Here is a 26,749-nt window from a genome sequence, read left to right as displayed (position 1 = left end):
GTCAGCATGATGACAGCCGTCTATCGCTGGTTCGAGGACTGGGTCTATCCGTTCAGGGAGCCGGCGGACCTTCGGCCACCGCCAAGCGTCGGCGGCTTCCTCTGGCACTATGTCGGCCAGGCGAAGTTCGCCTTCTTCGCCATGCTGGTCATCGGCGGCATCGCGCCGCTGATCGAGGCCGGGCTTTTCTACTTCGTCGGGCGGCTGGTCGATATTCTCGATCAGCTTCCCGGTGAACGCAGCTGGGACGCCCTGTGGACCGCCGCCGGGCCTGAGCTTGTCTTCATGATCGCAGTGGTGCTGGTCATCCGCACCATCGTCGTCGGCCTGTCGGCGCTGGTCAACGAACAGACGATCACGCCGGGGTTCTACAATCTGGTGCGCTGGCAGGCGCACCGGCACGTATCGCGCCAGTCCTACACCTTCTTCCAGAACGATTTCGCCGGCCGTATCGCGACAAAAGTCTGGCAGGCGGGGCAGGCGACCGGCGACCTGATGGAGAGCTTCATCGAGGTCATCTGGTTCATGCTCATCTATACGGTGACGACCTTGGCGCTGGTCGCCGGGCTGGATCTGCGCCTGGCCGTGCTGGTGGTGATCTGGATCCTCGCGTTCGCCTGGCTGGCCAAGCTCTATCTGCCCTCGATCCGCAGGCATGCCGAGGCCACGGCGGAAGCTGGCTCGATGATCAATGGGCGCATCATCGATTCCTATTCCAACGTGCAGACGCTGAAGCTATTCTCGGCCGACGGCGACGACCGCTACATCAAGAACGGCTTCGACATCTATCTCGATGCACTACGGCCCTTCACCCGCCGGCTGACCGGCGTGCGCATGGCGCTGACGACGCTGTCGGGCATCATGATCACCGCGATTGGCTGCTTTGCCGTCTATCTCTGGGTCGAAGGGTCGATCACCGTCGGCGCCGTCGCGTTCACGTTGTCGCTGGTCTTGCGGCTCAACATGCTGCTCGGGCGCGTGATGATGCAGCTCAACGGCATATTGCGAAATCTCGGCGTGCTGGAAAACTCCAAGGCGCTGATCTCGCAGGCGCTTGGCCTTGTCGATGCGCCGGATGCGAAAGAGCTTGTCGTCGCCGGCGGCCGCATCGAGGTGAAGAATGTCGAGTTTTACTACGGCAAGGGTTTTGGCGTGCTGAATGGCATCGACCTTGTGGTCAAGCCTGGCGAGAAGGTCGGGCTGGTCGGGCCGTCCGGTGCGGGCAAGACGACCTTAGCCAATCTCATCCTGCGCCTCTACGACCTCGAGAGCGGGAAAATCCTGATCGACGGGCAAGACGTCGCCGAGGTGACGCAGAACTCGCTGCGCGCCAATATCGGCGTGGTCAGCCAGGACACGGCGCTGTTCCACCGCTCGCTACGCGACAACATCAAGCTCGGCATGCCGGATGCAACTGACGCCGAGGTGATCGCGGCGGCGAAGAAGGCCGAGGCGCACGAGTTCATATTGGGCCTGCGCGACAACCGGGACCGTACCGGCTACGAGGCTTTTGTCGGCGAGCGCGGCGTGAAACTGTCGGGCGGCCAGCGCCAGCGCGTCGCGATCGCCCGCGTCTTCCTCAAGGATGCGCCGATCCTGATCCTCGACGAGGCGACCTCGGCGCTCGATTCCGACATCGAGGCGGCGATCCAGGAGAATCTGGCCAGGCTGATGGAGAACAAGACGGTCATCGCCATAGCGCACCGGCTGTCGACCATCGCCGCGCTCGATCGTCTTGTGGTGCTGGACGGAGGCCGCATCGTCGAACAGGGCACGCATGACGAGCTGGTGGCGCTCGACGGGCTCTATGCGCGGCTGTGGAAGCGGCAGTCCGGCGGCTTCCTCTACCACGAGGAAAGCGTGCTGGAAGAGACACGGCCGGCGGAGTAGGGCATGGCAGTGTCGCCTGATGTCGGCTACGTCCTCAAGCGGCTGCGGCCAACCGCGCCGGCCTTCGACGCGCTGAAGGAGGAGAGCCGGCTGGAGGGCTACTGGATGCTGGTGCGGCTGGCGGATGGCTGGGCAGGCGGCTGCAACAAGTTCCTGAAACGAGGCGAGGCGCTGTTTGGCGCATGGCATGGCCGAGAACTCGCTGGTGTGTGCGGGTTGAACATCGATCCTTATTTCGAAGGCCGGGACCACGGCCGGGTCAGGCACCTGTTCGTCAGCGCGCGTCACCGCCGCAGCGGCATTGGCCGCATGCTGGTCGAGACCGTCATTGACAGGGCACGTCATCATTTTGCCGTGCTGAACACCCGCGCGCCACAAGAAGCCTTTGGGTTCTATGAACGGCTTGGCTTCCAGCCGGTGGTGGGCGAAGAATTCGTCACGCACCGCATGATGCTCTCTCAAGACAGAAAAGGAGGCTGAGATGTCACTGCGTCCGCCATCCCTAGGCGCCTCGGCTGCCGAAGCCGCGTTCGACGCGCTTGGCCATGAGATACTGGCTGAAAAGGCCGCAGCGCTCGGCCGTGCCGGCCAACGGGTCGAGGAAACGCTGGCCAAGCTCCGTCAGAACAACGACGACAAGGAGCAGCGACCGCGGCTGCTCAAGGAGGCTGCCGCAGCGGTGCACGCCTATTTCATCCAGCGTGAACTCTGCGGCCTGCGCCGGCATGAGTCGGTCATCCGCGAATACGATATCCCAAGGGCCGTGCTGGTCAGGCTCGGTGCAAGCTAGAGGTCATCAGCCGGCAACATTCATTCCAGCCATTCGGTGATGAAGCTGCCGTTTTCGTGGATGTCGGTCGTTTCGAGCGGGCCTGGGCCAAGATTGGTGAATTTGTGCGGCGTATCGGGCGGCACGATCAGGATCTGGCCGGCCGTGGCCTCGATCTGCTGGTCGCCGATCGTGAAGAGGCCGGTGCCTTGCCGGATGATGAAGATTTCACAATAGGGATGCGTGTGCAGGCGCGGGCCGCCGCCAATCTCTTCCTGATAGTTGAAAATCAGGCAGGAGTTGGAGTCGTAGGCGCCGCATTGCAGTTCGCCCTGCCAGCGGCCGGGCGTCCTGGTCCAGGTCTCGCGGTCGATGATGTGTGCCATAGCCTCTAACCCTTCGTCGGTATCCAGGGGTTGAAAAGCTTCACGCCGGTGCCTTCAAAATCCTTGGTGTTGCGGGTCACGACTGTCAAGTTTTTGACGAGCGCGGTAGCGGCTATGAGGGCGTCGCGCTCCGGCTTTGGATCGGGAACGTGGAGGTTTGCGCAACGCACGACAACAGCCGTGTCTATGCTCAATATCCGGTCGTCAAACTGTGGAATGAGTGTCTGATCCAACCACTCACGGTACATGGTGGCCTGGCGAGTATCCTTCCTCGACAAGAGCAATGTTCCGATTTCGAGTTCCAGGATCGAAATGACCGACATGAAAAAGCTGGCGATGTCGTGGGTCTCTGACCAGGCCAAAACGTTGCGATCGGCCTTGTCCCGACGACGCAGATTCGAAACGACATTGGTGTCAAGAATGAACATCAGTCGAGTTCGGGAATCTTGAAAAACGGTCCTTCCAGGCGAGGTGGTTCCCAGTCGAAATCTGCTTCGGGGCGATCATCGGCAATCGCGTCCGCGAGGCTTCTCGGCTTCTTCTCTAAACGCTGATATTCCTCCATCGACATCAGCACATGGGAGGGCTTGCCGCGGTCGGTAATGATGACCGGCCCGTTCTTGGCTGCCCGTTTGGCATGCGCCGTGTCCTGGTTGAATTCACGGCTCGACATGATGGTTATCGTCTTCGTCGAGATATTCATATCAACACCTCCATCCGGAAGATGTAGACATATTGCTACATTCGGCCAAGCTCGTCAAATTTCTCTTCGTGCGGAACGCCCGCGACAATCTGCCCTTGTGGCCTCAGCCCGCTGGACAAAAACGGGCTTCACGCATAAACCGAAATCCAAATGCCGGAGGAATTCGCTAGCTTGTTCGCCATGCGCTGTCGGGCCGGCGCGATGGAGCGGGGACAAAGCTCGGCCGCCGGCTCGGAAGAGGCGAAAGGATCAGGCACCCGTGAGCGCAACCGACACCCAGGATCCCAACCGTCGTGATTTTCTCTACGTCGCCACCGGCATGGCCGCAGTGGTTGGCGCAGGCGCCGTTGCCTGGCCCTTCATCGACCAGATGCGCCCCGATGCCTCGACGCTGGCGCTGGCCTCGGTCGAGGTCGACGTCGCCTCGCTGACGCCTGGCATGTCGCTGATCGTCAAATGGCGCGGCAAGCCGGTCGTGGTGCGCAACCGCACCGAGCAGGAGATGAAGGACGGCGAGGCCGTGAACCTTGCCGACCTCAAGGATCCTATTGCCCGCAACGCCAATCTGCCCGCCGATGCGCCGGCGACCGACGCCAACCGCACCACGCCCGGCAAGGAAGCCTGGATGGTGATGGTGCAGGTCTGCACGCATCTGGGGTGCATTCCGCTTGGCCAGGAAGGCGATTTCGGCGGCTGGTTCTGCCCGTGCCACGGTTCGGTGTACGATACCGCCGGCCGCATCCGCAAAGGCCCGGCGCCCGAAAACATGGCCGTGCCGGTATTCAAGTTCATTTCCGATACCAAAATCCTTATCGGTTGAGGCAGGGGATAATTCGATGAGCGAGGGACACTCGACCTATACGCCCAAGACCGGTATCGAACGCTGGTTCGACGCCCGCATGCCGCTGCCGCGCATGGTCTATGACAGCTTCATCGCCTATCCGGTGCCGCGCAACCTTAACTATGCGTGGACCTTCGGCGGCATCCTCACGATCATGCTGGTGGCGCAGATCCTGACCGGTATCGTGCTGGCCATGCACTATACCGCCGACACCAACCTCGCCTTCAATTCGGTCGAGAAGATCATGCGCGACGTCAATTCGGGCTGGCTGTTGCGCTACATGCATTCCAACGGCGCCTCGTTCTTCTTCGTCGCCGTCTACATCCACATCTTCCGCGGGCTTTATTACGGCTCCTACAAGGCGCCGCGCGAGCTGCTGTGGATCCTCGGCTGCATCATCTATCTGCTGATGATGGCGACCGGCTTCATGGGCTATGTGCTGCCTTGGGGTCAGATGAGCTTCTGGGGCGCCACCGTCATCACCGGCTTCTTCAGCGCCATTCCGCTGGTCGGCAACTGGATCCAGGAACTGCTGCTCGGCGGTTTCGCCGTCGACAACCCGACGCTCAACCGCTTCTTTGCGCTGCACTATTTGCTGCCGTTCATGATCGCCGGCGTCGTCGTGCTGCACGTCTGGGCGCTGCACGTGGTCGGCCAGTCGAACCCGACCGGCATCGAGGTGAAATCGAAGACCGACACCGTTGCCTTTACGCCCTATGCGACCATCAAGGATGCATTCGGCATGATCGTGTTCCTGTTCTTCTTCGCCTATTTCGTCTTCTACCTGCCGAACTTTCTCGGCCATCCGGACAATTACACGATCGCCAACCCGCTGAAGACGCCGGCCCACATCGTGCCGGAATGGTACTTCCTGCCGTTCTACGCGATCCTGCGCGCGATCACCTTCAACATCGGGCCGATCAACTCCAAGCTCGGTGGCGTGCTGTGCATGTTCGGCGCCATCGTCATGCTGTTCCTGGTGCCGTGGCTCGACACCTCCAAGGTGCGCTCGGCGGTCTACCGGCCCTGGTACAAGCTGTTCTTCTGGCTGTTCGTCGCCGACGCTGTCCTGCTTGGCTGGCTTGGCTCGCAGCCGGCGGAAGGCGGCGGTCTGTTGACCCTCCTGATAGGTGAGGTCTCGGGCAACTACGTTGGCTACGCTCAAGCGGCGACACTGTTCTACTTCGCCTTCTTCCTCGTCATCCTGCCGGTGCTTGGCCTGATCGAGACGCCACGCAGACTGCCGAATTCGATCACCGAGGCGGTGCTGGAGAAGAACAAGGGTGCCGGAGGGGGACATCCGGCCGGTGCGACCGCGGCGCCGGAAACCAAAGGCTGAGTGAGAATCTAAGGGGATTTGGCATGAAAAAGATTCTCACCTCGCTCGCCCTGCTAGGCGTGTTTGCCGCTGGCATCGGAGCCGTCGGCAGTGTGGCGATCGCCGCTGAAGAGGCGCACAACGCGGCGGCACCGACGCATTTCCCGATCCACGAGCCGAAGGAGATGGACTGGACTTTTGCCGGTCCGTTCGGCACCTACGACAAGGCGCAGCTGCAGCGTGGCTTGAAGGTCTACAAGGAAGTCTGCTCGGCCTGCCACTCGATGAATCTGGTGGCGTTCCGCACGCTGGAGGACCTCGGCTATTCGGAAGCGCAGATCAAGTCGCTGTCGGCCGAGTACACCATCCATGATGGACCCAACGATGCCGGCGACATGTTCGACCGGCCGGGCAAGCCGTCAGACCATTTCCCGGCGCCGTTCGCCAATGAGGAGGCGGCTGCCGCTTCCAACGGCGGCGCTGCCCCACCGGATATGTCGCTGCTGGCCAAGGCGCGCGGCGTCGAGCGCGGCTTCCCGCGCTTCGTCTTCGACATCTTCACGCAATATGCGCAGGGCGGCCCGGACTACATCCATTCGCTGCTGACCGGCTACGACGAGACGCCACCTGCCGGCATGGTGATCCCCGAAGGCACCCACTATAATCCATACTTCATGTCCGGCGTGTCGCTGAAGATGCCCAAGCCGCTCTCCGACGGCCAGGTGACCTACGATGACGGTTCGCCGCAGACGATCGACCAGTATTCGCGCGACGTCTCGGCGTTCCTGATGTGGGCGGCCGAGCCGCATATGGAAGACCGCAAGAAGACCGGCTTCCGCGTGCTGGTGTTTCTGCTTCTGTTCGGGGCGCTGATGTATCTGACCAAGCGCAAGGTGTGGGAAGGCGTGGCGCACTAAGCCGCATCTTATTCCTCGGAAATGGAAAGGGCGTCTTCGGACGCCCTTTTTGCTTGCCAAACCGGACATGGTTCGCATCTTGGCGCAGCAGCCGTCCAGTAAGAAGTCCGTTGGCACGCCGCCATGCGATTGGTATTGCACGCGCGCCCGGCGGATCGCCGGCTAAAGGGGCATTTGGGATCGATGATGCGGCTACGCGACTGTCACAACTTTTCCGATTTCCGGCGCATGGCCCAGCAGCGGTTGCCGGGGCCAATCTTCAACTACATCGATGGCGCGGCCGACGATGAGGTCACCTACCGCCGCAACACCGAGAGCTTCGAGCGCTGCGACCTCGTTCCCAACGTGCTGCGCGGGGTAAGCGAGATCGACATGTCGGTGACGGTGATGGGCCAGAAGCTGGCCATGCCCGTCTATTGCTCGCCGACCGCCTTGCAGCGGCTGTTCCATCATCAAGGCGAGCGCGCGGTGGCCAAGGCTTCGGCCAAATTCGGCACGATGTTCGGCGTGTCCTCGCTCGGCACTGTCAGTCTTGAGGAAGCGCGCAAGATCAGCAGCAGCCCGCAGGTCTACCAGTTCTATTTCCACCGGGATCGCGGCCTCAACCGGGCGATGATGCAGCGGGCGAAAGCGGTTGGAGTCGAAGTGATGATGCTGACCGTCGACAGCATCACCGGAGGCAACCGCGAGCGCGACAAGCGCACCGGCTTTGCCATCCCCTTCAAGCTCAACCTTGCCGGCATGCTGCAGTTCGCGCTGAAGCCGGGTTGGGCGATCAACTATTTCACCCATGAGGGATTCAAGCTGCCGCAGCTCGACGAGCATGTCGACATGGGCGGCGGCACGATGTCGATCAGCCGCTACTTCACCGAGATGCTCGATCCGTCGATGACCTGGGACGATGTTGCCGAGATGGTCAGACTGTGGGGAGGTCCGTTCTGTCTCAAGGGCGTCATGTCGGTGGAGGATGCCAAGCGCGCCGTCGAGATCGGCTGCAGCGGCATTGTGCTGTCCAACCATGGCGGCCGGCAGCTGGACGGCTCGCGGGCGGCGTTCGACCAACTGGCCGAGATCGTCGATGCCGTCGGCGACAGAATAGACGTCATCATGGATGGCGGCGTGCAGCGCGGCACCCATGTGCTGAAGGCGCTGTCGCTCGGCGCCAAGGCTGTTGGCGTCGGCCGCTACTATCTGTTCCCCTTGGCGGCGGCCGGACAGCCGGGCGTCGAGCGGGCGCTGGAGCAGATGCGGGTCGAGATCGAGCGCGGCATGAAGCTGATGGGCTGCAGTTCGATCGAACAATTGTCGCGCAACAACCTCCGTTTCAGGTAATCTCGACCCATGAAATCCTCGCTCGAAGACACGCTGCTCGCCGCGATCCGCACCATTCCGGACTACCCCAAGCCCGGCATCCTGTTTCGCGACATCACCACTTTGCTCGGCAATGCGCGCGCCTTCCGCCGCGCCATCGACGAGCTGGTGCATCCCTATGCCGGGCAGAAGATCGACAAGATCGCCGGCATCGAGGCACGCGGCTTCATCCTCGGCGGTGCGGTCGCGCACCAGCTTTCGGCCGGTTTCGTGCCGATCCGGAAGAAGGGCAAGCTGCCTTACGAGACGGTACGCGTCGCCTACAGCCTGGAGTACGGGCTGGACGAGATGGAGATGCACAAGGACGGCGTTGCGCCGGGCGAGAAGGTGATCCTGGTTGACGACCTGATCGCGACCGGCGGCACGGCGGAGGCGGCGGTCAAGCTGCTAAGGCAGATCGGCGCCGATATTCTTGCCGCGTGCTTCGTCATCGACCTGCCGGATCTCGGCGGACGGGCGAAGCTCGAAGCGCTGGGCGTGCCGGTGCGGACGTTGATCGGGTTTGAGGGGCATTAGTGAATAGTGAATAGTGAATGTCAGCGTTCAATGACAGGCGCTAGGCTTAGTCACACACTCTGATATTGAATACTCACTACTCACTACTCACTACTCACTATTCACTACCCAGCCTTCACCAGCACGGCGCTGTCGAACTCCAGCACCTTGTCGCCTGCCGAATCGGAACCTTCCGAGCGCAGCGCCAGCAGGCGCCAGCCGGGGCGGGTGGCAAGCGGGCGGTGGGACAGGGCCGTGCGCATGAAGGTGACGGTTTCTCCGGCATAGACCGGCTTTGGCCATTTCAGGTTCCTGAAGCCGGGGGAGGGGCCGAATTCTGGTACCGGGCCGGGTCCGGTCCATTGAGAAGCGTCCATAGGATTTTTGAGATTGAGCTTCATCCAGGTGGCCGCGGTGTGCCAGCCTGAGGCGCAGAGGCGGCCGAACACGCTTTTCTTCGCCGCCTCCTCGTCGACATGAAAAACCTGTGGATCGTATTTGCAGGCGAACGCCTTGATCGCCTCGGTTTCGAATGTGTGCGAACCGAGGTTGATGGTTTCGCCGATGCGGAAGAACGCGTCGAGGCTCATGCGCCGGCCTCGCGGGTCAAGAACATGACAGTGTTCTCAAGTTCGAAGACGCTTTCACCGCGCTGGTTGAACAGTTCGCTGCGCAAGGTGACGAGGCCGAGCTGAGGCCTGGATTTCGACAGGCGCCTGGCAAGCACGCTGGTGCTGCCGGCCAGTGTGTCGCCGGCCAGCACCGGCTTCTTCCATTTGACCTGGTCGATGCCGGGCGCGCCTTGCGCGGTCGAGTCGAGCAGGAAGGCGTCGCACAGCATGCGCATGAAGATCGCGCAGGTGTGCCAGCCGGAGGCGGCCAAGCCGCCAAGGATGCTGGCCTTGCCGGCGGCTTCGTCGAGATGCATCGGCTGCGGGTCGAATTCGGTGGCGAATTCGATGATTTCGGCCGCACTCACCTGCTTGGCGCCGAGGTCGATCGATGCGCCCTCGGTGAAATCCTCGTAGGCCCAGCTTTTTGCGGTCATGATCCCAATCCGGTTGTACGATCACCGGGCATCCGGATGCCGTCCGGGCGGCGTTTGGTCAAGCGAATTCTATTGGGCCTACAACCAGCCGCGGCGGCGGAAATACCAGAACGGCAGGATCGCCGACAGGATCATCAGGCCGATGGCGAAGGGATAGCCGAGCTCCCATTTCAGCTCCGGGATGACGTCGAAATTCATGCCGTAGATCGAAGCCACCAGCGTCGGCGGCAGGAAGATGACGGCGGCGACCGAGAAGATCTTGATTATGGCGTTCTGCTCGATCGAGATCATGCCGAGCGTCGCGTCGAGCAGGAACGAGATCTTCTGCGACAGGAAGGTGGCGTGGTCGGCGAGCGACAGCACGTCGCGCGATACTGTCTTGATGCGGGCGCGGACGTCCTTGCTCATCTTGATCTGGGTCGCGACATGGGCAAGGAAGCCGGTGAGGCGCTGCAGCGAGATCAGGCTGTCGCGGATCGAGGAGGCAATGTCCTCCTTGCGGCCGATGGCCTTGAGCAGTTCCTGGAAGTCGCGATTGCGCTTGTTCACCTTGGTCGACCGCGCTTCGAAGATATCGCGCGAGATCGTCTCGATGTCACGGCCGGCGCGTTCGAGAATATCGGCTAGGCGATCGACGATCGCCTCCAGCAGGCCGATCAGGATGGTGTTGCCGGTGGTGCAGCCTGTCGCCACCTTCTCGGCGCGCAGGGGAAAGGTCTTGAACGCCTTCGGCTCATGATAGCGGATGGTGACCAGTCTCGGGCCGGCAAGCACAAAGGTAACCGGTGACATCAAGGGATCATCGATTTCGGTCTGCGCCGGCAAGGTGGCGGTCATGAAGTAGGCGCCGTCCTCGATGTAGAGGCGGCTCGAAATCTCGATCTCCTCCATCTCCTCGCGCGTCGGGATGGCAACGCCGAGCCAGGTCTCGATCGCTGTTTCTTCTTCCTTGGTCGGGTTGAGAAGGTCGGCCCAGACGACGTGATCGCCATTGGCCACGAGATCGTCGGCGGGGCGCAGGCGGTCATTGCCGACGACGAAGGCCTTGATCATCGCCGCTCTCCATTGGTTGAGCCCAAGAGGTTCCGTTCGATAGCGATGGGTCTTGCACGCGCGGCAGTTCCCACGGCCACGGCCAGTCGGATGCAGAGGGCCTTAGACCCGGTGCCAAGGGCAGTCAAGCGAAGCGGCAGGCTGGCTCGTCCACTTGACGCAGCTGTGATCGGCCGCGGTCAGCGCGCGAGCCGCGAGATGCCTCGGCGTCTCAGGTGTTGAACTTGAACAGCAGGACGTCGCCGTCCTGGACGACATATTCCTTGCCTTCGTCGCGCGCCTTGCCGGCTTCCTTGGCCGCTACTTCGCCGCCCAGTGTGATGTAGTCGTTGTAGGCGATGGTCTGGGCGCGGATGAAGCCGCGCTCGAAATCGGTGTGGATGACGCCGGCCGCCTGCGGGGCCTTGTCGCCCTTGTGGATCGTCCAGGCGCGCGTCTCCTTCGGCCCGGCGGTGAAATAGGTGATCAGATGCAACAGATCGTAGCCGGCGCGGATGACCTTGTTGAGGCCAGGCTCGTCGAGGCCGAGCGAGGACAGGAACTCCATCTCTTCCTCGTCGGAGAGCTGGGCGACTTCGGCCTCGATCGCGGCTGAGATCACCACGGTGCCGGCGCCCTGCGCGGCCGCCATCTTTTCCACGGCCCTGGTGTGCTCGTTGCCGGTGGCGGCGTCGGCTTCGGCGACGTTGCAGACATAGAGAACGGGGTGCGAGGTCAAGAGGTTCAACCCCTGCAGGATGCGCAGGTCCTCTGCTGAAATGCCCTTGAGCAGGATGCGGGTCGGTTTGCCGGCCTGCAGCAGCTCGAGTGCCGCCTCCATCATCGGCAAGACTGTGGTGGCTTCCTTGTCCTTGGTAGAGGCGCGCTTGCGGATCTGCACGATGCGGCGCTCGAGGCTGTCGAGGTCGGCAAGCATCAGCTCGGTCTCGACCGTCTCGGCGTCGGCGACGGGATCGATGCGGCCTTCGACATGGGTGATGTCATCATCTTCGAAACAGCGCAGCACATGCACGATGGCGTCGACCTCGCGGATGTTGGCGAGGAACTGGTTGCCCAGCCCTTCGCCCTTGGAGGCGCCACGCACCAGGCCGGCAATGTCGACGAAGGAGATGCGGGTCGGGATGATCTCTTTTGACTTGGCAACCGCGGCGATCTTCTGCAGCCGCGGATCGGGCACCGCCACCTCGCCGGTGTTCGGTTCGATGGTGCAGAAAGGATAGTTGGCGGCCTGCGCCGCCGCCGTTCTGGTCAACGCGTTGAAAAGCGTCGACTTGCCGACGTTGGGCAAGCCAACGATGCCGCATTTGAAACCCATGTGTCCGGTCCTATCGGGAAACTAGAAATTTGATGAGGGCTATGGGCGATAGGGGTGAGCAACGTCAAGCCCCGCAGTCCCGATCCTATCGACGCTCAGTCCTTCTTGCCGAACAGTTTCTTCAGCATGGCGGCCATAGGGCCGCTTTCCGGCAGCTTGGCCGGCGCCTGCTGTGGCCGTGCCTGGCGGATGTGGCTTTGAGCCTTTGGACCTTCAGCCTTCGGCGCCTTGGGCGGCGGCCGGTCGTCGTCGCTGGTCGGCACCAGCTTGTCACGCAGGGCCAGAGTAATGCGGTTCATGAAGGAACTGTCGTCGCCGTTGGCCAGCAGCCCGGCATCGTCGGCGATGGTGTCGAGCAGCACATCCAGCCACTCGCGATCGGCCTTGGCGAAGTCGCCGAGCACATGGCCATGCACCATTTCCCGGACGCCGGGATGGCCGACGCCGATGCGCACGCGGCGAAAGTTCTTGCCGACATGTTGGTCGAGCGAGCGGATGCCGTTGTGGCCGCCGGCGCCGCCGCCGACCTTGACCCGCAATTTGCCGGCCGGCAGGTCGATCTCGTCGTAGAAGACGGTCAGCGCCTCGGGGCCGAGCTTGTAGAAGCGCAAGGCTTCGCCGACCGGCTGTCCCGACAGGTTCATGAAGGTCTGCGGTTTGATCAGGAGAATCTTCTCGCCGGCAATCGTGCCTTCGGCGATCAGGCCCTGGAACTTCTTCGACCAGGGCGAAAAGGAATGGCGGCGGGCAATTGCGTCCGCCGCCATGAAGCCGACATTGTGCCGGTTATCAGCGTATTTCGCGCCCGGATTGCCGAGGCCTGCAAAGACAAGCATCGTGCGCTCCGGGCTCGAAAATTACTTCTCTTCGGCAGCAGGAGCCGCCGCTTCGGGGGCTGCCGCTTCCGCCGTCTCTTCCGTCTCCGGCTTCATCGCCGAGGAGCCGGCAATGGTCGCGATGGTGAAGTCGCGATCGGAGATCACCGGCTTGACGCCGGCCGGCAATGTAACCGCCGAGATGTGGATCGAATTGCCAATGTCGGCGCCGGTGAGATCGACGGTGATGAATTCCGGGATCGCATTGGCCGGGCAGTGGAACTCGACTTCGTGACGCACGATGTTGAGCACGCCGCCGCGTTTGATGCCGGGCGACTTGTCTTCATTGAGGAAGTGGACGGGCACGTCGACGTTGACCTCGGTGTCCTTGCCGATGCGCAGGAAGTCGACATGGACCGGGAAATCCTTGACCGGGTCGAGCTGGAAATCCTTGGGCAGAACCTGGATTTTCTTGCCCTCGACATCGATCGTGGCGATCGTGGTCAAAAACCCGCCGCCATGGATTTTGTAGAAGACGTCCTTGTAGTTCAGCGCAATCGCCAGGGGAGGCTGTCTGTCGCCGTAGATAACTGCAGGCACTTTACCGTTGCGGCGAACTGCACGGGCGGACCCCTTACCGACCTGTTCGCGCGCTTCGGCCTTGAGCTCGTAAGTATCGTGGCTCATGGCATTTCCTTTCGCGTTTTATGGAGCGTTTGCGGTGGCAGTGTGCCTGGACCGTAAACGTCGAAAGCCGCCAGGCCTGGATGTCCGAATGCCAGAAACCGCATACGCGGAGCTTTGTTCGGGATCACAAGGGAAGGCAGCCTTCCGCCGCGTTGCCTCCAAGGGTGTCTACGCGGGTGGCGGCTCTATAGCGGAAGGCGGGCAGGCGTGCAAGCCATGGCGGGCAAGGGCGGCCGATGCCTGCGTTGGGCGCGCCGCATTGCGCTCAGGCCGGCAGGTCGGTGGGCGGATTTGATCCGTTTCCCTTGGCGCCACCGAGCGTGGACAGAGCGCTCAGCAGTTTCGTCCGGTCCTTGCCGATCATGAGCACGCCGCTGTCGGGCGCCAGCAGCGCCGAGAACGGAAGCATGGCAGCGCCGATCGAGGAGGCCTCAGGGCCGAATTGCCCCGACACGATCTCCGGCGCCACGATGCCGATTGCGCTGGCCTGGTTGAACTGGGCCTGCACCCTTGCCAGCAGTTCGAGATGGATCGGCCTGGGCAGGATCGAGTCGAGAACGATGGCCTCGATGTCGATGATGGAGGTGATGGCGATGATCGCCTCGACCAGCGCGCTCGCACAATCGTCGATCCATTCGAACAGCGGCACGCGCGCTTCGGCTGGCAACGGATCGAGTTCCCGCACACGATTGATCACCACGCCGCGCGACCTCAGGTGATTGACCAGCACATAGATCGAGGCGCGATGCAGCAGGCTCTGGTAGCGCGCAGGCTTCGCCGCCACCGAATCGAGGCTTGAGGGCGAGACCGGCAAGGGTCCGAGGGCAGCGCTGTTGCCATGCGGCCCGGTATGGACCCTGCCGCCTTGCACCAGGCCGCCGCCGACAAAAGTGTCGATCGAGATGTGCATGAAATCGCGAAAGCGGGCGCCGGCGCCCTGGACAAGTTCGGCCAGCGCCGCCGACGTGGCGTCGTTTTCCACGAACACCGGCGTCTTCGCCGGAGTGGCAAAGCATGTCGTCAGGTCGATCGCCTCCCAGCGGCTGCCGAGATCGTCGGGAAAGCCGAGTTCCTCGCTCCAGCCGCCGAGGAAATAGGGTGAGGCAATGCCGACGCCGACGATGCTGGCATCGCCAAGCCCATCCACCAGCTTTTCGAAGGTGGCCAGCGCCATGTTGCCGGCCTTCAGCACCAAATCAGGATCGGGGAAGCGGTATTCGTGCGACTCTCTTGCGCGGATTTCACCGGCGAAGTCGACCAGAACGGCTTCAAGCGCACGCCGGCCGATCTTGATGCCGACGCTGTAGATGCGCTCCGGCGTCAGCCGGTACAGCGTGGAGGGCGAACCGCGCTGCCCGAACCTTTTTCCCACTTGCTTTACGAATCCGGAAGATTCCAGGCCGTCGACGATGGCAGCGACGGCCGCCGGCGTCAGGCTTGCCGCGCGCGCCAGATCGGACTTGGAGGCTTCCTTGAGGCGACGGATGGCGTCGAGCACGAAACGCTCATTATAGTGCCGAACTTTGACAGAATTGCTGCCTTTTCCTGACAAAACCCGCACACTCCCCAAATGTCCCGTTCCCGGCGCGAAGCCCGCAAACCACCTGCGGCCGAGCGCACCCTGCGGTGCCTATGTAGGCGGCGACAGTGCGCGTCGGAACCATGGAAGTCAATTTTGCCGTTGCGCCTTTGCGCTATTTAATATAGCAAATTGAAAAAATAACTAGTCAAGGAGGAGACGTGCTGCACTCGGGCACACAAAGCGAAGCCGACGCTGCGGTGGTGCGGGCTGTTCCTGTTGCCCTGGTTCAGGCGACGAAGGCTTTCGGCGGCACGATTGCGCTCAAGGACGCCTCCTTCGAATTGCGCTCCGGCGAGGTGCTGGCGCTGCTTGGCGAAAACGGCGCCGGCAAGAGCACCTGCGTGAAGCTTCTGGCCGGTGTGCATTCTCCCACCAGCGGTCATGTCGAGGTTGACGGCAAATCAGCCGTCTTCCATTCGCCGCATGACGCGCAGGCGGCCGGCATTGCGGTCATGCACCAGCATCCTGGCCTGTTTCCCGATCTGTCGGTGGCGGAGAACATCTATCTCGGCCACATGCCGCGCGACCGCTTTGGCGGCATCGACAATGCCGCCATGCTGGCCGGCGCCCGCAAGGTGCTGGCTACCGTCGGGCTCGACGTGCCGGCGGCAACGCGGCTGGGAACACTGCGTACCTCTGAACAACAACTGGTCGAGATCGCCCGCGCGCTGTCGCTGGATGCCCGCGTGCTGATCATGGACGAGCCCACGGCGGCGCTGTCACAGCGCGAGGTCGAGCGGCTGTTTTCCGTCGTTGCCGATCTCAGGCTGCATGGCGTGGCGATGATGTTCGTCGGCCACCGCATGGATGAAATCTTCCGCATCGCCGACCGCATCGCCGTGCTGCGTGACGGGCGCCTGATCGGCGTCAAGCCGAAGGCCGAGCTTGGCCGCGCTGCCGCCATCAGCATGATGGTCGGGCGTGAAGTCACCGACCTCTATCCCGAACGGCGCCATGCCTCAGGCGCGCTGGTGCTGGAGGGGAAGGGACTTTCGCGCGCCGGCGGCTTTACCGGCATCGACCTCAAGCTTCACGCAGGTGAGGTGCTCGGCCTTGGCGGTCTGGTCGGCAGCGGACGCACCGAGATTGCGCGCGTGCTGTTCGGTATCGACCGGCCCGACGCCGGCGAAATCCTGATCGACGGCAAGCCCGTGCAGTTCGCCTCGGCGCGCGACGCCATGGATGCGCGCATCGCCTATGTGTCGGAAGATCGCATGGACCAGAGCCTGGTGATGGATTTCTCCATCCTCGACAATGCGGTGCTACCTGTTCTCGACAAGGCCGCACAACGCGGTCTCTACGGCACCGACCGCGCCATCGGTCTGGTGGCGGACTGGCTGAAGCGCATGAAGCTGCGCTTTTCCGGCTATGGGCAGCCGGTGAAAGAGTTATCCGGCGGCAACCAGCAGAAGGTGGTGCTGGCCAAATGGCTGCGCACCGAGCCGCGCGTGCTCATCCTCGACGAGCCGACGCAAGGCATCGATGTCGGTACCAAGGCGGAAGTGCATGCAATGATCGTTGACCTTGCCGCGCAAGGCATGGCGATCCTGCTGATCTCGTCAGAGATGCCCGAGCTGATCGGCATGTGCGACCGCATTATCGTGCTGCGCGAAGGCCGCCAGACTGCCGAGTTTTCGCGCGGACAAGCCACGCAGGAAAAGGTACTGGAAGCGGCGACCAGGACCGATGAACGTGCCGGCCAGGCAGCGCAGATAGAACGCGCCGCCGAGGAGGAAAAGGCAAAAGGACCGTTCGATTTTCTGAAGCGGCGGGAATTCGGCCTGCTTGCGGCGATGCTCGCCGTCGCCATTCCGGTCACCATCATCAACCCGCGCATGGTGAGCGCGGCGAACCTCACCGCTGTGTCGATGGACGCGGCCTTGCTGATTGTCGCCGCACTGGCGCAGATGCTGGTGCTGATCACCCGCAACATCGACCTGTCGATCGCAGCTGTGATCGGCCTCTCCGCCTATATGGCGGCCAGCATGGTTCAGGCCTATCCCGGATTGGACATCGGCATCGGCCTGATCACCGCCTGCGCGGTCGGCGGCTTTGCCGGACTGCTCAACGGCCTTGTCGTTACCAGGGGAAAGATCCCGGCCATCGTCGTTACGCTGGCTTCGATGTCGATCTTCCGCGGCTTCAACTCGATCTGGGCGGCGGGCGACCAGGTCAGCGCCGACGAAGTCACGCAAGCCTGGCTCGACATGACCGGGCTGAAGATCGCCGGCGTGCCGCTGATCGTCGTCATCGCCATTCTCATCCTGTGCGCCGGCTATGTGCTGCTCTATCGCACCGCAACCGGACGCGAGCTGTTTGCCACCGGCTCCAACCCGGACGGCGCACGGCTGATCGGCATTCCGGTCGACCGGCGCATCCTGCTGGCCTTCGGCATGGCCGGCTTGCTCGGCGGCCTGTGCGGGGCGCTGTGGGCATCGCGCTATGCCACCATCGATGCCCGCGTCGCGCTCGGCTTCGAGCTCACGGTGATCGCCTCCGCCGTGGTCGGCGGCGTCGCCATCCGCGGCGGTTCGGGCACGCTGCTCGGCATCATTCTCGGCGCGCTCACGCTCTTGGTCATCAAGAACGGGCTGACGCTGGTGCGTGTCGACCCGCTCTGGTTGCAGGGCGTCTATGGCCTGGTGATCCTGGTTGCCATCGGCATCGACACCTTCATCGTGCGGCGTGCCGAACAGGCAAGACAGGCGAGGGCGAGATGAGAAAGTTTATCCGCTCGATCGACTTCTGGGATCTGCTGCTGGCGACCGCCTGCCTCGCCGTCTTTATCTATGCGGCGGTCTTCGTGCCGAATTTCGTTTCCGGCTTTAACCTTTCTCAACTGGCGGCGAGCGCCTCGGAAAAGGCGTTGCTGATCCTGCCGATGACGCTGCTCATCATCACCCGCGAGATCGATCTGTCGATCGCCTCTGTGCTGGCGCTGACATCCGTGGTGTTTGGCCTGCTCGTCCAGGGCGGCGTGCCGACGCTGGCGGCCATTCCGCTGACGCTGGTCTTCGGCGGCCTGCTCGGCGCCTTCAACGGCTATCTGGTTTCAGGGCTGGGGCTGCAGTCGCTGGTGGTGACGCTCGGCACCATGGCGCTCTATCGGGGCATTGGCTACATCCTGCTCGGCACCGGTTCGGTCAACATATTGCCGCCGGCGGTCGTCGATTTCGGCATCAACAATCTGCCGGGCACACAAATCCCGTGGACCATCGTGCCGTTCCTGCTGCTGGCGCCGATCTTCGCGGTGGTGCTGCAGAAGACGCCGACCGGCAAGCGCATCTATGCGCTCGGCGGCAGCCCCGAAGTGGCGCGCTATTCCGGCATCGATACGCGCAAAATGGTGCTGAAGCTGTTCGTCGTTTCGGGCATGGTCGCGGCCATCGCCGGCATCGTCTATACCGCGCGCCTCTGCAACGCCCGCGCCAACAATGCGCTCGGCATGGAGCTCGATGTCATCACCATCGTGCTGCTCGGCGGCGTCAGCGTCTTCGGTGGTAAGGGGCGGCTCACGGGGGTCATGCTGGCGCTGCTGTTGATCGCCATCATCCGAAATGTGCTGGCGCTCAACCAGATCGGCGGCGACGCTCAAGGCATGATCATCGGCCTGCTTCTGATCGGCTCGCTGCTGGTCGGCAATTACTGGCGCTCCCTGGAGGAGCGGCTGTCAAGATCGCGCGTCCTGCGCGAAACCAAGGGGTGATCTCGGGCCCCTTTCTTCAAGCCCGAATTCTGACGGAGGAGACACAATGAAAGCGTTTAGAATAGCCCTGCTCGCATCCGCGGTTCTGCTTGCGCCGGCCTCGCTGGCATACAGCCAGGAATGCGCCAAGGAACCTGTAACGGTCGGCTTCCTGCCCAAGCTCGACACCGATCCCTACTTCAAGGTGGCTTTCGGCGGCGCCGAGGAGGCTGCGAAGGAAATTGGCGGCACCGCCACCCAGGTCGCCCCGTCGCAGGCGACGGCCGAGGCACAGATCGAATTCATCAACAGCCTTGTGTCGCAGAAGGTCGGGGTCATCGCTATCGCCGGCAACGACGCCAATGCGGTTGCGCCTGCGCTGAAGCGCGCCGTTCAGCAAGGCGTCCGGGTGATATCGTACGATTCCGACGTCGCGGCCGATGCGCGCGCGGTGTTCGTGAACCAGGTGAAGGGCGACAGTCTGGCCGAAATGATGCTGGAAAGCGCATTCAACCTCAGCGGCGGCGAAGGCGAGTTCGCCATCCTGTCGTCGACGCCGACGGCGACCAACCAGAACGCCTGGATCGACTTCATGAAGGCGAAGATGGCGGCAGAGCCGAAATACGCCAAGATGAAACTGGTGCAGGTCGCCTATGGCGAGGAGAGCGAGCAGGTCAACCAGCAGCAGGCCTTGGCGCTGGTGCAGGCGTTTCCGGATCTCAAGGTGATCATCGTGCCGGCAGGCATTGGCCTTCCGGCGGCCGCGCGCGCACTCGAGGAAGCCGGTATGATCGGCAAGGTCAAGCTGACCGGCCTTGCGCCGGCCACTTTGATTTCGAAATACATCAAGGATGGCGCTGCCCAGGATATCTGGTGGAATGTCACCGATCTCGGCTACCTGTCCTATCAGGCGGCCCAGGCGCTAGCGCAGTGCAAGATCACCGGCAAGGAAGGTGAGAAGTTCACGGCGGGCAGGCTCGGCGAATACACGATCGGGGCCAGCGGCGAACTGATCCTTGGCCCGGCCAAGATCGTGACGCCGGAAAACCTGGCCGAGTTTAAGTTCTAAGCCTCCCAAGGCCCGGCGGGCGCCGGTTCAAGCCGGCGCCCGCTCGTTCAATTGTCAGTCGAAAAGCGTGAGGGCGACGATGAAACTCTTGCTGGCAGGCGAGACCTTCGCGGCGACGACGTCGGTCGCTGCCGGCGGCGACGTTCTGACAAGTGCGACATGGGTGAATGGCGCGACGGCCTTCAATGCCGCCCTTGCCGCAGAGGGCATAGCGGTGACGCAGATCGGTGGCGATCGCTGTGCGGCCGAATTTCCGTATGACCTCGACGCGCTGGCCGAATACCAGGCGGTGGTGATCTCCGATGTCGGCGCGCTGACCTTGCTGGTCACGCCGGAGGCCCGCGCCGGGCGCATCGGCGTCAACCGCCTCGACGTCCTCAAGGCCTATGTCGAAGGCGGCGGCGGGCTGATGCTGGCCGGCGGCTATATGGGGTTCCAAGGCATGTTCGGCACGGCGCGTTTCCACGACACCCCGGTCGAGGACGTGCTGCCCGTGCGCTGCCTGCCATTCTCGGACGGGCTGGAAGTGCCGCAAGGCCTGCAGCCGTCGATCCTTCAGGCGTCGCATCCGATCCTTGCCGGTGTCGCGGGTCCGTTGCCGCCGATCCTCGGCATGAACAAACTCGATTTTAGGCGCGACGGCTCGTCCCAGCTTCTGGCGACCTGCCATTATCGCGGCACGGACTGGCCGCTGCTTGCGGTTCGTGAGCATGGCCGTGGCCGCACCGTCGCGTGGGCGACCGACATCGGCCCACACTGGCTGTCGCAGGACTTTTTGGGATGGCCGCTCTACGGCAAGCTGATGGGCAACGTCGTGCGCTGGCTGGCCGGCAAGGATTAAGCCTGGCGTGTTTGTAGGGCAGCTAGTCCGGCTTGCTGCTCAACGCTTCGCGCAGCGCTTGGATCCGCCGATTCAAGGCATCGAGATCAGCCATCGTCATGCCCGAGCGTTCGATCAGGGTTTCGTTGAGGCAGTTGCACTGGACGAGCAGCGCGCGGCCGGCAGGCGTCAGGTCGACCTGCACTTGGCGCTCGTCCGTCTGGCTGCGCTGGCGGGTGACGAGACCGGCCTGTTCCATGCGCTTCACCAGCGGCGTGATGGTGCTCGATTCCAAAGCGAGCCTGTGCGCAATCGAGCCGACCGACATCCCGCGGGCTTCGGCAAGTGCGTTCAGCACGAGATATTGCGGATAAGTGATGCCCATCTCGTCCAGCATGGGCTTGTAGGTGCGATTGATTGCCATGCTGGTGGCGTAAAGCGTGAAGCAGAGCTGGTTGTCCAACGGGAGAGGCACGAGGCATTCCTTTAGCCGACTGAGCACATCAATATGTACCACGAAAAATGATATCGCGATACATATTTTCTGTAGACAAGGATTTGGACCTGCGCTAGTCGTATGGTTATCGCGATATTGATTATCGCGGAAGCAATCAATGGAGAGCGAGATGACCAAGCCCGGCAGCAGCACGATCACCACCAAGGACGGCACCGAAATTTTCTACAAGGATTGGGGAACGGGACAACCCATCGTCTTCCATCACGGCTGGCCGCTGAGCAGCGACGACTGGGACGCCCAGATGCTGTTCTTCCTGTCCAAGGGCTACCGCGTCATTGCCCATGACCGGCGCGGCCATGGCCGCTCGACCCAGACCGATACCGGCAACGAGATGGACACCTACGCCGCCGATGTCGCGGAGCTTGCAGCGCATCTCGACCTCAAGAACGCCATCCATGTCGGCCATTCCACCGGTGGCGGCGAAGTGGCCCGTTATGTCGCGAAGTACGGCTCCGGCGGCCGTGTCGCCAAGGCCGCATTGCTCGGCGCGGTGCCGCCGATCATGCTGAAGACGGCGTCCAATCCCGGCGGCCTGCCGATCGAGGTGTTCGACGGTTTCCGCTCCGCCCAGGCAGCCAACCGCGCCCAGTTTTTCCACGACGTCGCGGCCGGCCCGTTCTACGGCTTCAATCGCCCCGGCGCCCAGGTGTCGCAGGCTGTCGTCGAGAATTGGTGGCGCCAGGGCATGATGGGCGGCACCAAGGCGCATTATGATTGCATCAAGGCGTTCTCGGAAACCGACTTCACCGACGATCTGAAGGCCATCGAGGTGCCGGTGCTGGTGATGCATGGCGACGACGACCAGATCGTTCCGATCGCCGACTCCGCGCTGCTGGCTGTCAAGCTGCTCAAAAAGGGCGAGCTCAAGGTCTACAAGGGCTTCCCGCACGGCATGGCGACGACCCATGCCGATGTCATCAATGCCGACCTGCTGGCGTTCTTCAAGGCCTAGAATCGTCCAGGCGGATAGGCAAATGCAGCCGCCGTCAGGCGGGTGCATTTGCTTTCGTCGAAATGTCAGCGGGACAGTGCCTATTTATCGAGAAAACCAGTGATCAGTTTGACGGTGTCGTCGGGGTTTTCCTCCATGATCCAGTGTCCGGAAGCGGGCACGATGCCGCCCGTTACATCGGTCGCAACAAGCCGCAGGAGATCGGCCTGCGTAGTGCCAGCGGATTTTTCACCGCCGACAGCCAGTAGCGGCATGGTCAGTTTGCCGCCGGCGGCAAGCATCGCCTGGTTGTCGATCGCGTCCTGGTCAAACGCCTTGAACTGCTCGAAAGCGTCATGCATCGCATGCGGGCGGGCATAGAGTTTGGCGTAGTGCCTGCGCGTCGCCTCGTCGATCTTCTTGGGGTCAGCCGACAGCTCGTTGTAGAAGCGGTCGAGATAGATGCGCTCGCGCCCCGCGACCAGCCGCTCCATATCAGGGCCGCGGAAGTTGAAGTGCCAAAGCAGCGGGCTTTGCTTGATCTTTTCCCAGTCGCCTATGCCGGGCAGCGGCGCGTCGATGATAACCCATTTGGTGATGCGCTTGGGATACTGAGCGGCGAGCGCATAGCCGACCATGTTGCCGATGTCGTGGGTGACGAGATCTGCCTTGTCGATCTTCAGGGCATCCAACACGCCGGCGATGTCGACGGCCTGGTTCTTCTTGGCGTAGCCCGCTTCCGGGTGGGCCGACAGACCCATGCCGCGCAGGTCCGGCACGATGACGGTGTGGTCCTTTGCGAGGGCGATGGCCGCGGCGCCCCACATGTCTCCGGTATCGGCAAAGCCGTGCAGCAGCACGACGGCGGGACCCTTGCCGCCAACGCGCACATAGAGTTTGGTGCCGTTGGTTTCGACGGACTGCGTCTTGAAACCCGGCGGAAAGGGAACGATGCGTGCCGTCGCCGGCAAGGTAACAAGAAGCACACCCAATACGGCCAATACGATCTTGCGCATGTCATCCCCCAGAGACGTCGAAGGCCCCAAGCCTTCGTTGATGACTATCTCTAGCAGGCTTTTCAACCAGCGCATGGTGAAAGAATCACAGAGGGCGCAGCAATGCCGCGCCCTGCGTCAAATCCGCAAAATCGACCGGTTTTATCTGGCCGCCGCTTGCGCCTTCCTGGCTTCCTTCATGTTGGGCAGGAACACCGTCAGCAGGCCGAGCAGCGGCAGATACGAGCAGATCTGGAAGACGAAATCGATGCCCTTCATGTCGGCGACGACGCCGAGCACGGCGGCTGCAATGCCGCCCATGCCGAAGGCGAAGCCGAAGAATATCCCGGCGATGGTGCCGACACGTCCCGGCACCAACTCCTGCGCAAACACGACGATGTTGGAGAAGGCCGAGGACAGGATCAGGCCGATCAGCACCGTCAGCACCATCGTCCATTCGAAATTGGCGTAGGGCAGCGCCAGCGTGAACGGCAGCACGCCGACGATCGAGAACCAGATCATCGCCTTCTGGCCGTAGCGGTCGCCGAACGGTCCGCCGAGCAGGATGCCCAGCGCCGAGGCGCCGAGGAACAGGAACAGCATGACCTGGCTCATCTGCACCGACACGCCGAACTTATGGATGGAATAAAAGGTGTAGTAGCTGGAGAGCGAGGCGATGTAGGCGTTCTTGGTCAGCACCAGCAGCGTCAGCACCGCCAGCGCTCCCATCACCTTCTTGCGCGGGAAGGGGGAGACGAAGCTTGCCGCCTTGCGATTGCCCTGCGCGGCGCGCATCCGGCTGTACCAGCCGCCGACCCGCGACAAAACGATGATGCCGATCAGAGACCCGACGGCGAACCATGAAATGCTGGTCTGGCCGAAGGGCACAACGATGAAGGCAGCGAGCAGCGGCCCCATCGACTGGCCGAAATTGCCGCCGACCTGGAACAAAGATTGCGCCAGGCCAAAGCGGCCGCCGGAGGCAAAGCGGGCAATGCGCGAGGATTCCGGATGGAAGATCGCCGAGCCGATTCCGATCAGCGAGGCGCCGACCAGAAGCAGCGCATAGTGGCCGGCATAGGCCAGAACGATCAGGCCAATCAGCGAGGACGCCATGCCGTAGGGCAGCGAATAGGGCATTGGCCGCTTGTCGGTGATCATGCCGATGACCGGCTGCAGCAGCGACGCCGTGACCTGGAAGGTGAAGGTCAGAAGACCGATCTGCCAGAAATCGAGACCGTAATTCTCTTTCAGCAGCGGATAGATCGCCGGCAGCAGCGATTGCATGATGTCGTTGATGCCGTGGCAAAAGCTCACCGCCAGAATGACGGTGAAGGCGGTCGCCTGGGCTGAAGGGAGGCTGGCGCTTGGCTGCGGTGCAATGCTGGTGGCTGTCGTATCGGTCAAGGCAGGCTCCGAGGTCTTTTTGGCGGGTGTTTGCCCGCGGGCAGGCTTGGCGGCCGCTCCCGCGGACCGCCTTAAGGACGCTCGTCTGAAGCGCTTGGGCGACGCCCCTGCGGAGCGCCTTGGGGATGGCTGCCTTATAAGCCGCTTGCGAGGCGACTTCTTTCGTGGTTTGGTCCAATAGTTTCGCAAGTGGGCCATAGCCGATGCCACATGGCAGGGACATCTTCCGCGCCGGCAATGCCGATCTCGGCCGATTGCACGAAAGCCGCTGGCAGTGGCTGGAGGAGGTTTCCGGGCCGGCGGTGGCTTTGCCGACCGAATATCCGGACGGTTACCTCGTGCCGCAACACCGCCACAGCCGCAGCCAACTGCTGCATGCGCTGGTCGGTGTCGTGCTGGTGACGACCAGGTACGGGCGCTGGATGGTGCCGCCCGACCACGCAATGTGGATACCGGCCGGCACCGAGCATTCTGTCGAAATGCTGGGCGACGTCTCGATGCGCTCGGTCTATGTCATGCCGGGCGCTATCCCCGGCCTGCCGGAAGGCTTGCGTGTCGTCGGCGTCACCGAGCTGATGCACAGCCTGATCGTAGAATCGGAAAAGCTGCCGCAAGGTGGCGAACTGGAAGGCCGCGGCGGGTTGATCATGAACCTCTTGCTGCACGAGATCCCGACCTTGCCGGAACGGCCGCTCGGCCTGCCGTTCCCGTCTGATCCCAGGCTGGCGGCGCTCTGCCGACGCTTCGTGGCGGCACCGTCGCCGCATGCCACGATCGACGAGTGGGCCGATGCCGCGGGGATGAGCCGGCGCTCCTTCACCCGTGCCTTCCACCGCCAGACCGGACTGTCCTTGTCGACATGGCGCCAGCAGGCCTGCCTGTTTGCGGCACTTCCCAGGCTCGCCGATGGCGAGCCGATCACCAGGGTGGCGCTCGACCTCGGTTATGACAGCGTGCCGGCATTCATAACCATGTTCAAGCGCATGCTCGGCGCCTCGCCGCGCGGCTATATGCGCGGCGCCCGCGACGAAGGCATGCGGCGGGCTCAGCCTCGGCTTGAGGCCCCGGCGCCGTAGCGCCAGGAAAAGCCCGCAGCACTTTGTCGTAGGCCCTAGTCCAGCTGAACGCCGCTGGCCTTGACGATCGGTTCCCATTTGGCGAGTTCGGCCTTCACATGCACTCCAAGCTCTTCCGGGGTGGAGGCCACGATCGAGGCGCTGAACTGGGCCATGCGGGCGATCACATCAGGGTCTTTCAGGGCTTCAACTGCCGCCTTCTGAAGAACGGCGACGACCTCCGGCGGCGTGCCTGCGGGCGCGAACAGAGCGTTCCAGCTGTAGGTTTCATAGCCGGGAATGGTTTCGGCAATGGCCGGTATGTCGGGGAAGGAGGGAACGCGCTCCTTGGTGGTGACGCCAAGCGCTCTCAGCGTCCCGCTCTTGATATGGCCCGATGAAGAGGGGAGGTTGTCGAACATCATCGGCACCTGATTGCCGATAACGTCGTTCAAGGCCGGTCCGGCGCCCTTGTAGGGAATGTGCTGCATACTGACGCCGGCCATCGTCTTGAAAAGCTCGCCGGAGAGATGCAGCGGGGTGCCATTGCCTGATGAGGCGTAGGCATATTTGTCCGGGTCCTTCTTCAGCATCTCGATCAGTTCCTTGACGTCCTTGGCGGGGAATTCAGGGTTTACGACCAGGACGTTTGGCACCAGCACGAGCAACGATATCGGCGCAAAATCCTTCTCCGCATCGTAGGGCTTTGTCTTCAGGATCAGCGGGTTGAGCGCGTGGGTTGCGACCGTGCCCATCAGGATCGTGTAGCCGTCCGGTTCGGCTCGGGCGACCTGGGCAGCGCCGATGCTGCCCCCGGCGCCGCCGACATTTTCGACGACAATCTGCTGGCCCAGCTTTTCGGACATCTTGTTGGCGACTAGGCGCGCGACCAGATCCGTCGAGCCACCGGCGGAAAAGGGGACAACCATGGTGATGGTCCGGTCTGGAAAATCGGCGGCCCAGGCCGCCGGTGCTGAAAGGGTGGCTGCGATGGAAACCGCGAGCCCGAGCAAAGTCCTACGCCGCATCTGCTACTCCTCCGTTGATTGGAGGGGCAGTATGGCCATGGTGAACTCCTCG

General features: G+C 62.7%; 28 protein-coding genes. 14 read left to right on the top strand and 14 right to left on the bottom strand.

Going from position 1 to position 26,749, the window contains the following annotated elements; genetic code table 11:
- Positions 1 to 6: 6 nt before the first annotated feature.
- Genes ACYG9V_RS27675 through ACYG9V_RS27665 form a run of 3 tightly spaced genes read left to right on the top strand, consistent with a single transcriptional unit; the run spans position 7 to position 2,680 of the window.
- Positions 7 to 1,890: an ABC transporter ATP-binding protein gene (locus ACYG9V_RS27675; protein ID WP_352762338.1), complete on the top strand. Its 1,884-nt coding sequence runs from the start codon at positions 7 to 9 to the stop codon at positions 1,888 to 1,890.
- Between the two features lie 3 nt (positions 1,891 to 1,893).
- Positions 1,894 to 2,370, top strand: a complete 477-nt coding sequence (locus ACYG9V_RS27670; RefSeq protein ID WP_352762336.1) for a GNAT family N-acetyltransferase — start codon at positions 1,894 to 1,896, stop codon at positions 2,368 to 2,370.
- Between the two features lies 1 nt (position 2,371).
- Positions 2,372 to 2,680 (top strand): DUF6665 family protein, encoded by a 309-nt coding sequence (locus tag ACYG9V_RS27665; protein ID WP_023724966.1) that lies wholly within the window; start codon positions 2,372 to 2,374, stop codon positions 2,678 to 2,680.
- Positions 2,681 to 2,700: 20 nt separating this feature from the next.
- On the opposite strand, the gene ACYG9V_RS27660 is transcribed toward ACYG9V_RS27665, so the two are convergent.
- From ACYG9V_RS27660 to ACYG9V_RS27650, 3 genes are read right to left on the bottom strand one after another with little or no spacing between them, the layout of a single operon-like run.
- Positions 2,701 to 3,045: a cupin domain-containing protein gene (locus ACYG9V_RS27660; protein ID WP_023683696.1), complete on the bottom strand. Its 345-nt coding sequence runs from the start codon at positions 3,043 to 3,045 to the stop codon at positions 2,701 to 2,703.
- 5 nt (positions 3,046 to 3,050) lie between these two features.
- On the bottom strand, positions 3,051 to 3,473 hold the full coding sequence (locus tag ACYG9V_RS27655) for a type II toxin-antitoxin system VapC family toxin (RefSeq protein WP_023670025.1): 423 nt from the start codon (positions 3,471 to 3,473) through the stop codon (positions 3,051 to 3,053).
- Positions 3,473 to 3,748 (bottom strand): type II toxin-antitoxin system Phd/YefM family antitoxin, encoded by a 276-nt coding sequence (locus ACYG9V_RS27650; RefSeq protein ID WP_023701566.1) that lies wholly within the window; start codon positions 3,746 to 3,748, stop codon positions 3,473 to 3,475. Before ACYG9V_RS27650 ends, ACYG9V_RS27655 begins: the two co-directional genes overlap by 1 nt.
- Positions 3,749 to 4,007: 259 nt before the next feature.
- Here ACYG9V_RS27650 and petA point away from each other — a divergent pair, with 259 nt between their 5' ends.
- The 5 genes from petA (at position 4,008) to ACYG9V_RS27625 (ending at position 8,711) form a co-directional block, all read left to right on the top strand.
- Positions 4,008 to 4,568: a ubiquinol-cytochrome c reductase iron-sulfur subunit gene (gene petA / locus ACYG9V_RS27645; protein ID WP_023670027.1), complete on the top strand. Its 561-nt coding sequence runs from the start codon at positions 4,008 to 4,010 to the stop codon at positions 4,566 to 4,568.
- Positions 4,569 to 4,584: 16 nt separating this feature from the next.
- Positions 4,585 to 5,928, top strand: a complete 1,344-nt coding sequence (locus ACYG9V_RS27640) for a cytochrome b (protein WP_023670028.1) — start codon at positions 4,585 to 4,587, stop codon at positions 5,926 to 5,928.
- A gap of 23 nt (positions 5,929 to 5,951) precedes the next feature.
- On the top strand, positions 5,952 to 6,824 hold the full coding sequence (locus tag ACYG9V_RS27635; RefSeq protein ID WP_023670029.1) for a cytochrome c1: 873 nt from the start codon (positions 5,952 to 5,954) through the stop codon (positions 6,822 to 6,824).
- 186 nt (positions 6,825 to 7,010) lie between these two features.
- Positions 7,011 to 8,156 carry an alpha-hydroxy acid oxidase gene (locus ACYG9V_RS27630; protein WP_023691587.1) on the top strand — a complete coding sequence of 382 codons (1,146 nt, stop codon included), beginning with the start codon at positions 7,011 to 7,013 and terminating at the stop codon, positions 8,154 to 8,156.
- A 9-nt stretch (positions 8,157 to 8,165) separates the two neighbouring features.
- Positions 8,166 to 8,711, top strand: a complete 546-nt coding sequence (locus ACYG9V_RS27625; protein ID WP_013529989.1) for an adenine phosphoribosyltransferase — start codon at positions 8,166 to 8,168, stop codon at positions 8,709 to 8,711.
- Positions 8,712 to 8,815: 104 nt separating this feature from the next.
- Here the strand turns inward: ACYG9V_RS27625 and ACYG9V_RS27620 are convergent, their stop codons facing one another.
- The 7 genes from ACYG9V_RS27620 to ACYG9V_RS27590 all read right to left on the bottom strand — a co-directional run bounded on the left by ACYG9V_RS27620 (position 8,816) and on the right by ACYG9V_RS27590 (position 15,106).
- Positions 8,816 to 9,280 carry a MaoC family dehydratase gene (locus tag ACYG9V_RS27620; protein WP_023749786.1) on the bottom strand — a complete coding sequence of 155 codons (465 nt, stop codon included), beginning with the start codon at positions 9,278 to 9,280 and terminating at the stop codon, positions 8,816 to 8,818.
- Positions 9,277 to 9,738, bottom strand: coding sequence for a MaoC family dehydratase (locus ACYG9V_RS27615; RefSeq protein WP_023670033.1), 462 nt, complete (start codon positions 9,736 to 9,738; stop codon positions 9,277 to 9,279). The genes ACYG9V_RS27620 and ACYG9V_RS27615 overlap by 4 nt, the downstream gene beginning before the upstream one ends.
- Before the next feature lie 78 nt (positions 9,739 to 9,816).
- Positions 9,817 to 10,791: a magnesium/cobalt transporter CorA gene (gene corA, locus ACYG9V_RS27610; protein WP_023728252.1), complete on the bottom strand. Its 975-nt coding sequence runs from the start codon at positions 10,789 to 10,791 to the stop codon at positions 9,817 to 9,819.
- Between the two features lie 211 nt (positions 10,792 to 11,002).
- Positions 11,003 to 12,106, bottom strand: coding sequence for a redox-regulated ATPase YchF (ychF, locus tag ACYG9V_RS27605; RefSeq protein WP_023728251.1), 1,104 nt, complete (start codon positions 12,104 to 12,106; stop codon positions 11,003 to 11,005).
- Positions 12,107 to 12,201: 95 nt separating this feature from the next.
- Positions 12,202 to 12,942, bottom strand: a complete 741-nt coding sequence (gene pth / locus ACYG9V_RS27600) for an aminoacyl-tRNA hydrolase (protein WP_023728250.1) — start codon at positions 12,940 to 12,942, stop codon at positions 12,202 to 12,204.
- A 21-nt stretch (positions 12,943 to 12,963) separates the two neighbouring features.
- A complete protein-coding gene (locus ACYG9V_RS27595) occupies positions 12,964 to 13,608 on the bottom strand; it encodes a 50S ribosomal protein L25/general stress protein Ctc (protein WP_460222045.1) in 645 nt (214 codons plus the stop codon).
- Between the two features lie 265 nt (positions 13,609 to 13,873).
- A complete protein-coding gene (locus ACYG9V_RS27590; protein ID WP_352762333.1) occupies positions 13,874 to 15,106 on the bottom strand; it encodes an ROK family transcriptional regulator in 1,233 nt (410 codons plus the stop codon).
- Between the two features lie 242 nt (positions 15,107 to 15,348).
- On the opposite strand from ACYG9V_RS27590, the gene ACYG9V_RS27585 reads away from it, so the two are divergent.
- The 4 genes from ACYG9V_RS27585 to ACYG9V_RS27570 all read left to right on the top strand — a co-directional run bounded on the left by ACYG9V_RS27585 (position 15,349) and on the right by ACYG9V_RS27570 (position 20,785).
- A complete protein-coding gene (locus ACYG9V_RS27585; RefSeq protein ID WP_352762332.1) occupies positions 15,349 to 17,910 on the top strand; it encodes an ATP-binding cassette domain-containing protein in 2,562 nt (853 codons plus the stop codon).
- Positions 17,907 to 18,896: an ABC transporter permease gene (locus tag ACYG9V_RS27580; protein WP_352762331.1), complete on the top strand. Its 990-nt coding sequence runs from the start codon at positions 17,907 to 17,909 to the stop codon at positions 18,894 to 18,896. Before ACYG9V_RS27585 ends, ACYG9V_RS27580 begins: the two co-directional genes overlap by 4 nt.
- Before the next feature lie 46 nt (positions 18,897 to 18,942).
- Positions 18,943 to 19,944 (top strand): rhamnose ABC transporter substrate-binding protein, encoded by a 1,002-nt coding sequence (locus tag ACYG9V_RS27575; RefSeq protein WP_023695802.1) that lies wholly within the window; start codon positions 18,943 to 18,945, stop codon positions 19,942 to 19,944.
- A 79-nt stretch (positions 19,945 to 20,023) separates the two neighbouring features.
- A complete protein-coding gene (locus ACYG9V_RS27570) occupies positions 20,024 to 20,785 on the top strand; it encodes a glutamine amidotransferase (RefSeq protein ID WP_023695801.1) in 762 nt (253 codons plus the stop codon).
- Between the two features lie 22 nt (positions 20,786 to 20,807).
- Here the strand turns inward: ACYG9V_RS27570 and ACYG9V_RS27565 are convergent, their stop codons facing one another.
- Positions 20,808 to 21,239 carry a MarR family winged helix-turn-helix transcriptional regulator gene (locus tag ACYG9V_RS27565; protein ID WP_023695800.1) on the bottom strand — a complete coding sequence of 144 codons (432 nt, stop codon included), beginning with the start codon at positions 21,237 to 21,239 and terminating at the stop codon, positions 20,808 to 20,810.
- A 151-nt stretch (positions 21,240 to 21,390) separates the two neighbouring features.
- On the opposite strand from ACYG9V_RS27565, the gene ACYG9V_RS27560 reads away from it, so the two are divergent.
- Complete coding sequence (locus ACYG9V_RS27560; RefSeq protein WP_155929564.1) at positions 21,391 to 22,233, top strand: alpha/beta fold hydrolase; 843 nt, start codon at positions 21,391 to 21,393, stop codon at positions 22,231 to 22,233.
- 80 nt (positions 22,234 to 22,313) lie between these two features.
- On the opposite strand, the gene ACYG9V_RS27555 is transcribed toward ACYG9V_RS27560, so the two are convergent.
- Entirely contained in the window at positions 22,314 to 23,228 is a 915-nt protein-coding gene (locus ACYG9V_RS27555) for an alpha/beta fold hydrolase (RefSeq protein WP_023705901.1), read from the bottom strand.
- A gap of 141 nt (positions 23,229 to 23,369) precedes the next feature.
- Positions 23,370 to 24,614, bottom strand: a complete 1,245-nt coding sequence (locus ACYG9V_RS27550) for an MFS transporter (RefSeq protein ID WP_023670046.1) — start codon at positions 24,612 to 24,614, stop codon at positions 23,370 to 23,372.
- A 203-nt stretch (positions 24,615 to 24,817) separates the two neighbouring features.
- Here ACYG9V_RS27550 and ACYG9V_RS27545 point away from each other — a divergent pair, with 203 nt between their 5' ends.
- On the top strand, positions 24,818 to 25,690 hold the full coding sequence (locus tag ACYG9V_RS27545) for an AraC family transcriptional regulator (RefSeq protein ID WP_023751247.1): 873 nt from the start codon (positions 24,818 to 24,820) through the stop codon (positions 25,688 to 25,690).
- 35 nt (positions 25,691 to 25,725) lie between these two features.
- Here ACYG9V_RS27545 and ACYG9V_RS27540 read toward each other — a convergent pair whose 3' ends face one another.
- Positions 25,726 to 26,697 carry a Bug family tripartite tricarboxylate transporter substrate binding protein gene (locus ACYG9V_RS27540; RefSeq protein WP_023683714.1) on the bottom strand — a complete coding sequence of 324 codons (972 nt, stop codon included), beginning with the start codon at positions 26,695 to 26,697 and terminating at the stop codon, positions 25,726 to 25,728.
- Positions 26,698 to 26,749 lie beyond the last annotated feature (52 nt).

It is taken from the genome of Mesorhizobium sp. W016 (genome assembly GCF_054719485.1).
Note: the sequence above shows the minus strand (reverse complement) of the source record. Positions and strands in the feature narration are given on the sequence as shown.

Bases quoted from the DNA above. Each gene is read 5' to 3' on its own strand.
- ACYG9V_RS27675 (WP_352762338.1), top strand. From the start codon at position 7: ATGATGACAGCCGTCTATCGCTGGTTCGAGGACTGGGTCTATCCGTTC.
- ACYG9V_RS27670 (WP_352762336.1), top strand. From the start codon at position 1,894: ATGGCAGTGTCGCCTGATGTCGGCTACGTCCTCAAGCGGCTGCGGCCA.
- ACYG9V_RS27665 (WP_023724966.1), top strand. From the start codon at position 2,372: ATGTCACTGCGTCCGCCATCCCTAGGCGCCTCGGCTGCCGAAGCCGCG.
- ACYG9V_RS27660 (WP_023683696.1), bottom strand. From the start codon at position 3,045: ATGGCACACATCATCGACCGCGAGACCTGGACCAGGACGCCCGGCCGC.
- ACYG9V_RS27655 (WP_023670025.1), bottom strand. From the start codon at position 3,473: ATGTTCATTCTTGACACCAATGTCGTTTCGAATCTGCGTCGTCGGGAC.
- ACYG9V_RS27650 (WP_023701566.1), bottom strand. From the start codon at position 3,748: ATGAATATCTCGACGAAGACGATAACCATCATGTCGAGCCGTGAATTC.
- ACYG9V_RS27640 (WP_023670028.1), top strand. From the start codon at position 4,585: ATGAGCGAGGGACACTCGACCTATACGCCCAAGACCGGTATCGAACGC.
- ACYG9V_RS27635 (WP_023670029.1), top strand. From the start codon at position 5,952: ATGAAAAAGATTCTCACCTCGCTCGCCCTGCTAGGCGTGTTTGCCGCT.
- ACYG9V_RS27630 (WP_023691587.1), top strand. From the start codon at position 7,011: ATGCGGCTACGCGACTGTCACAACTTTTCCGATTTCCGGCGCATGGCC.
- ACYG9V_RS27625 (WP_013529989.1), top strand. From the start codon at position 8,166: ATGAAATCCTCGCTCGAAGACACGCTGCTCGCCGCGATCCGCACCATT.
- ACYG9V_RS27620 (WP_023749786.1), bottom strand. From the start codon at position 9,280: ATGAGCCTCGACGCGTTCTTCCGCATCGGCGAAACCATCAACCTCGGT.
- ACYG9V_RS27615 (WP_023670033.1), bottom strand. From the start codon at position 9,738: ATGACCGCAAAAAGCTGGGCCTACGAGGATTTCACCGAGGGCGCATCG.
- corA (WP_023728252.1), bottom strand. From the start codon at position 10,791: ATGATCAAGGCCTTCGTCGTCGGCAATGACCGCCTGCGCCCCGCCGAC.
- ychF (WP_023728251.1), bottom strand. From the start codon at position 12,106: ATGGGTTTCAAATGCGGCATCGTTGGCTTGCCCAACGTCGGCAAGTCG.
- pth (WP_023728250.1), bottom strand. From the start codon at position 12,942: ATGCTTGTCTTTGCAGGCCTCGGCAATCCGGGCGCGAAATACGCTGAT.
- ACYG9V_RS27595 (WP_460222045.1), bottom strand. From the start codon at position 13,608: ATGAGCCACGATACTTACGAGCTCAAGGCCGAAGCGCGCGAACAGGTC.
- ACYG9V_RS27580 (WP_352762331.1), top strand. From the start codon at position 17,907: ATGAGAAAGTTTATCCGCTCGATCGACTTCTGGGATCTGCTGCTGGCG.
- ACYG9V_RS27575 (WP_023695802.1), top strand. From the start codon at position 18,943: ATGAAAGCGTTTAGAATAGCCCTGCTCGCATCCGCGGTTCTGCTTGCG.
- ACYG9V_RS27570 (WP_023695801.1), top strand. From the start codon at position 20,024: ATGAAACTCTTGCTGGCAGGCGAGACCTTCGCGGCGACGACGTCGGTC.
- ACYG9V_RS27560 (WP_155929564.1), top strand. From the start codon at position 21,391: ATGACCAAGCCCGGCAGCAGCACGATCACCACCAAGGACGGCACCGAA.
- ACYG9V_RS27555 (WP_023705901.1), bottom strand. From the start codon at position 23,228: ATGCGCAAGATCGTATTGGCCGTATTGGGTGTGCTTCTTGTTACCTTG.
- ACYG9V_RS27545 (WP_023751247.1), top strand. From the start codon at position 24,818: ATGCCACATGGCAGGGACATCTTCCGCGCCGGCAATGCCGATCTCGGC.
- ACYG9V_RS27540 (WP_023683714.1), bottom strand. From the start codon at position 26,697: ATGCGGCGTAGGACTTTGCTCGGGCTCGCGGTTTCCATCGCAGCCACC.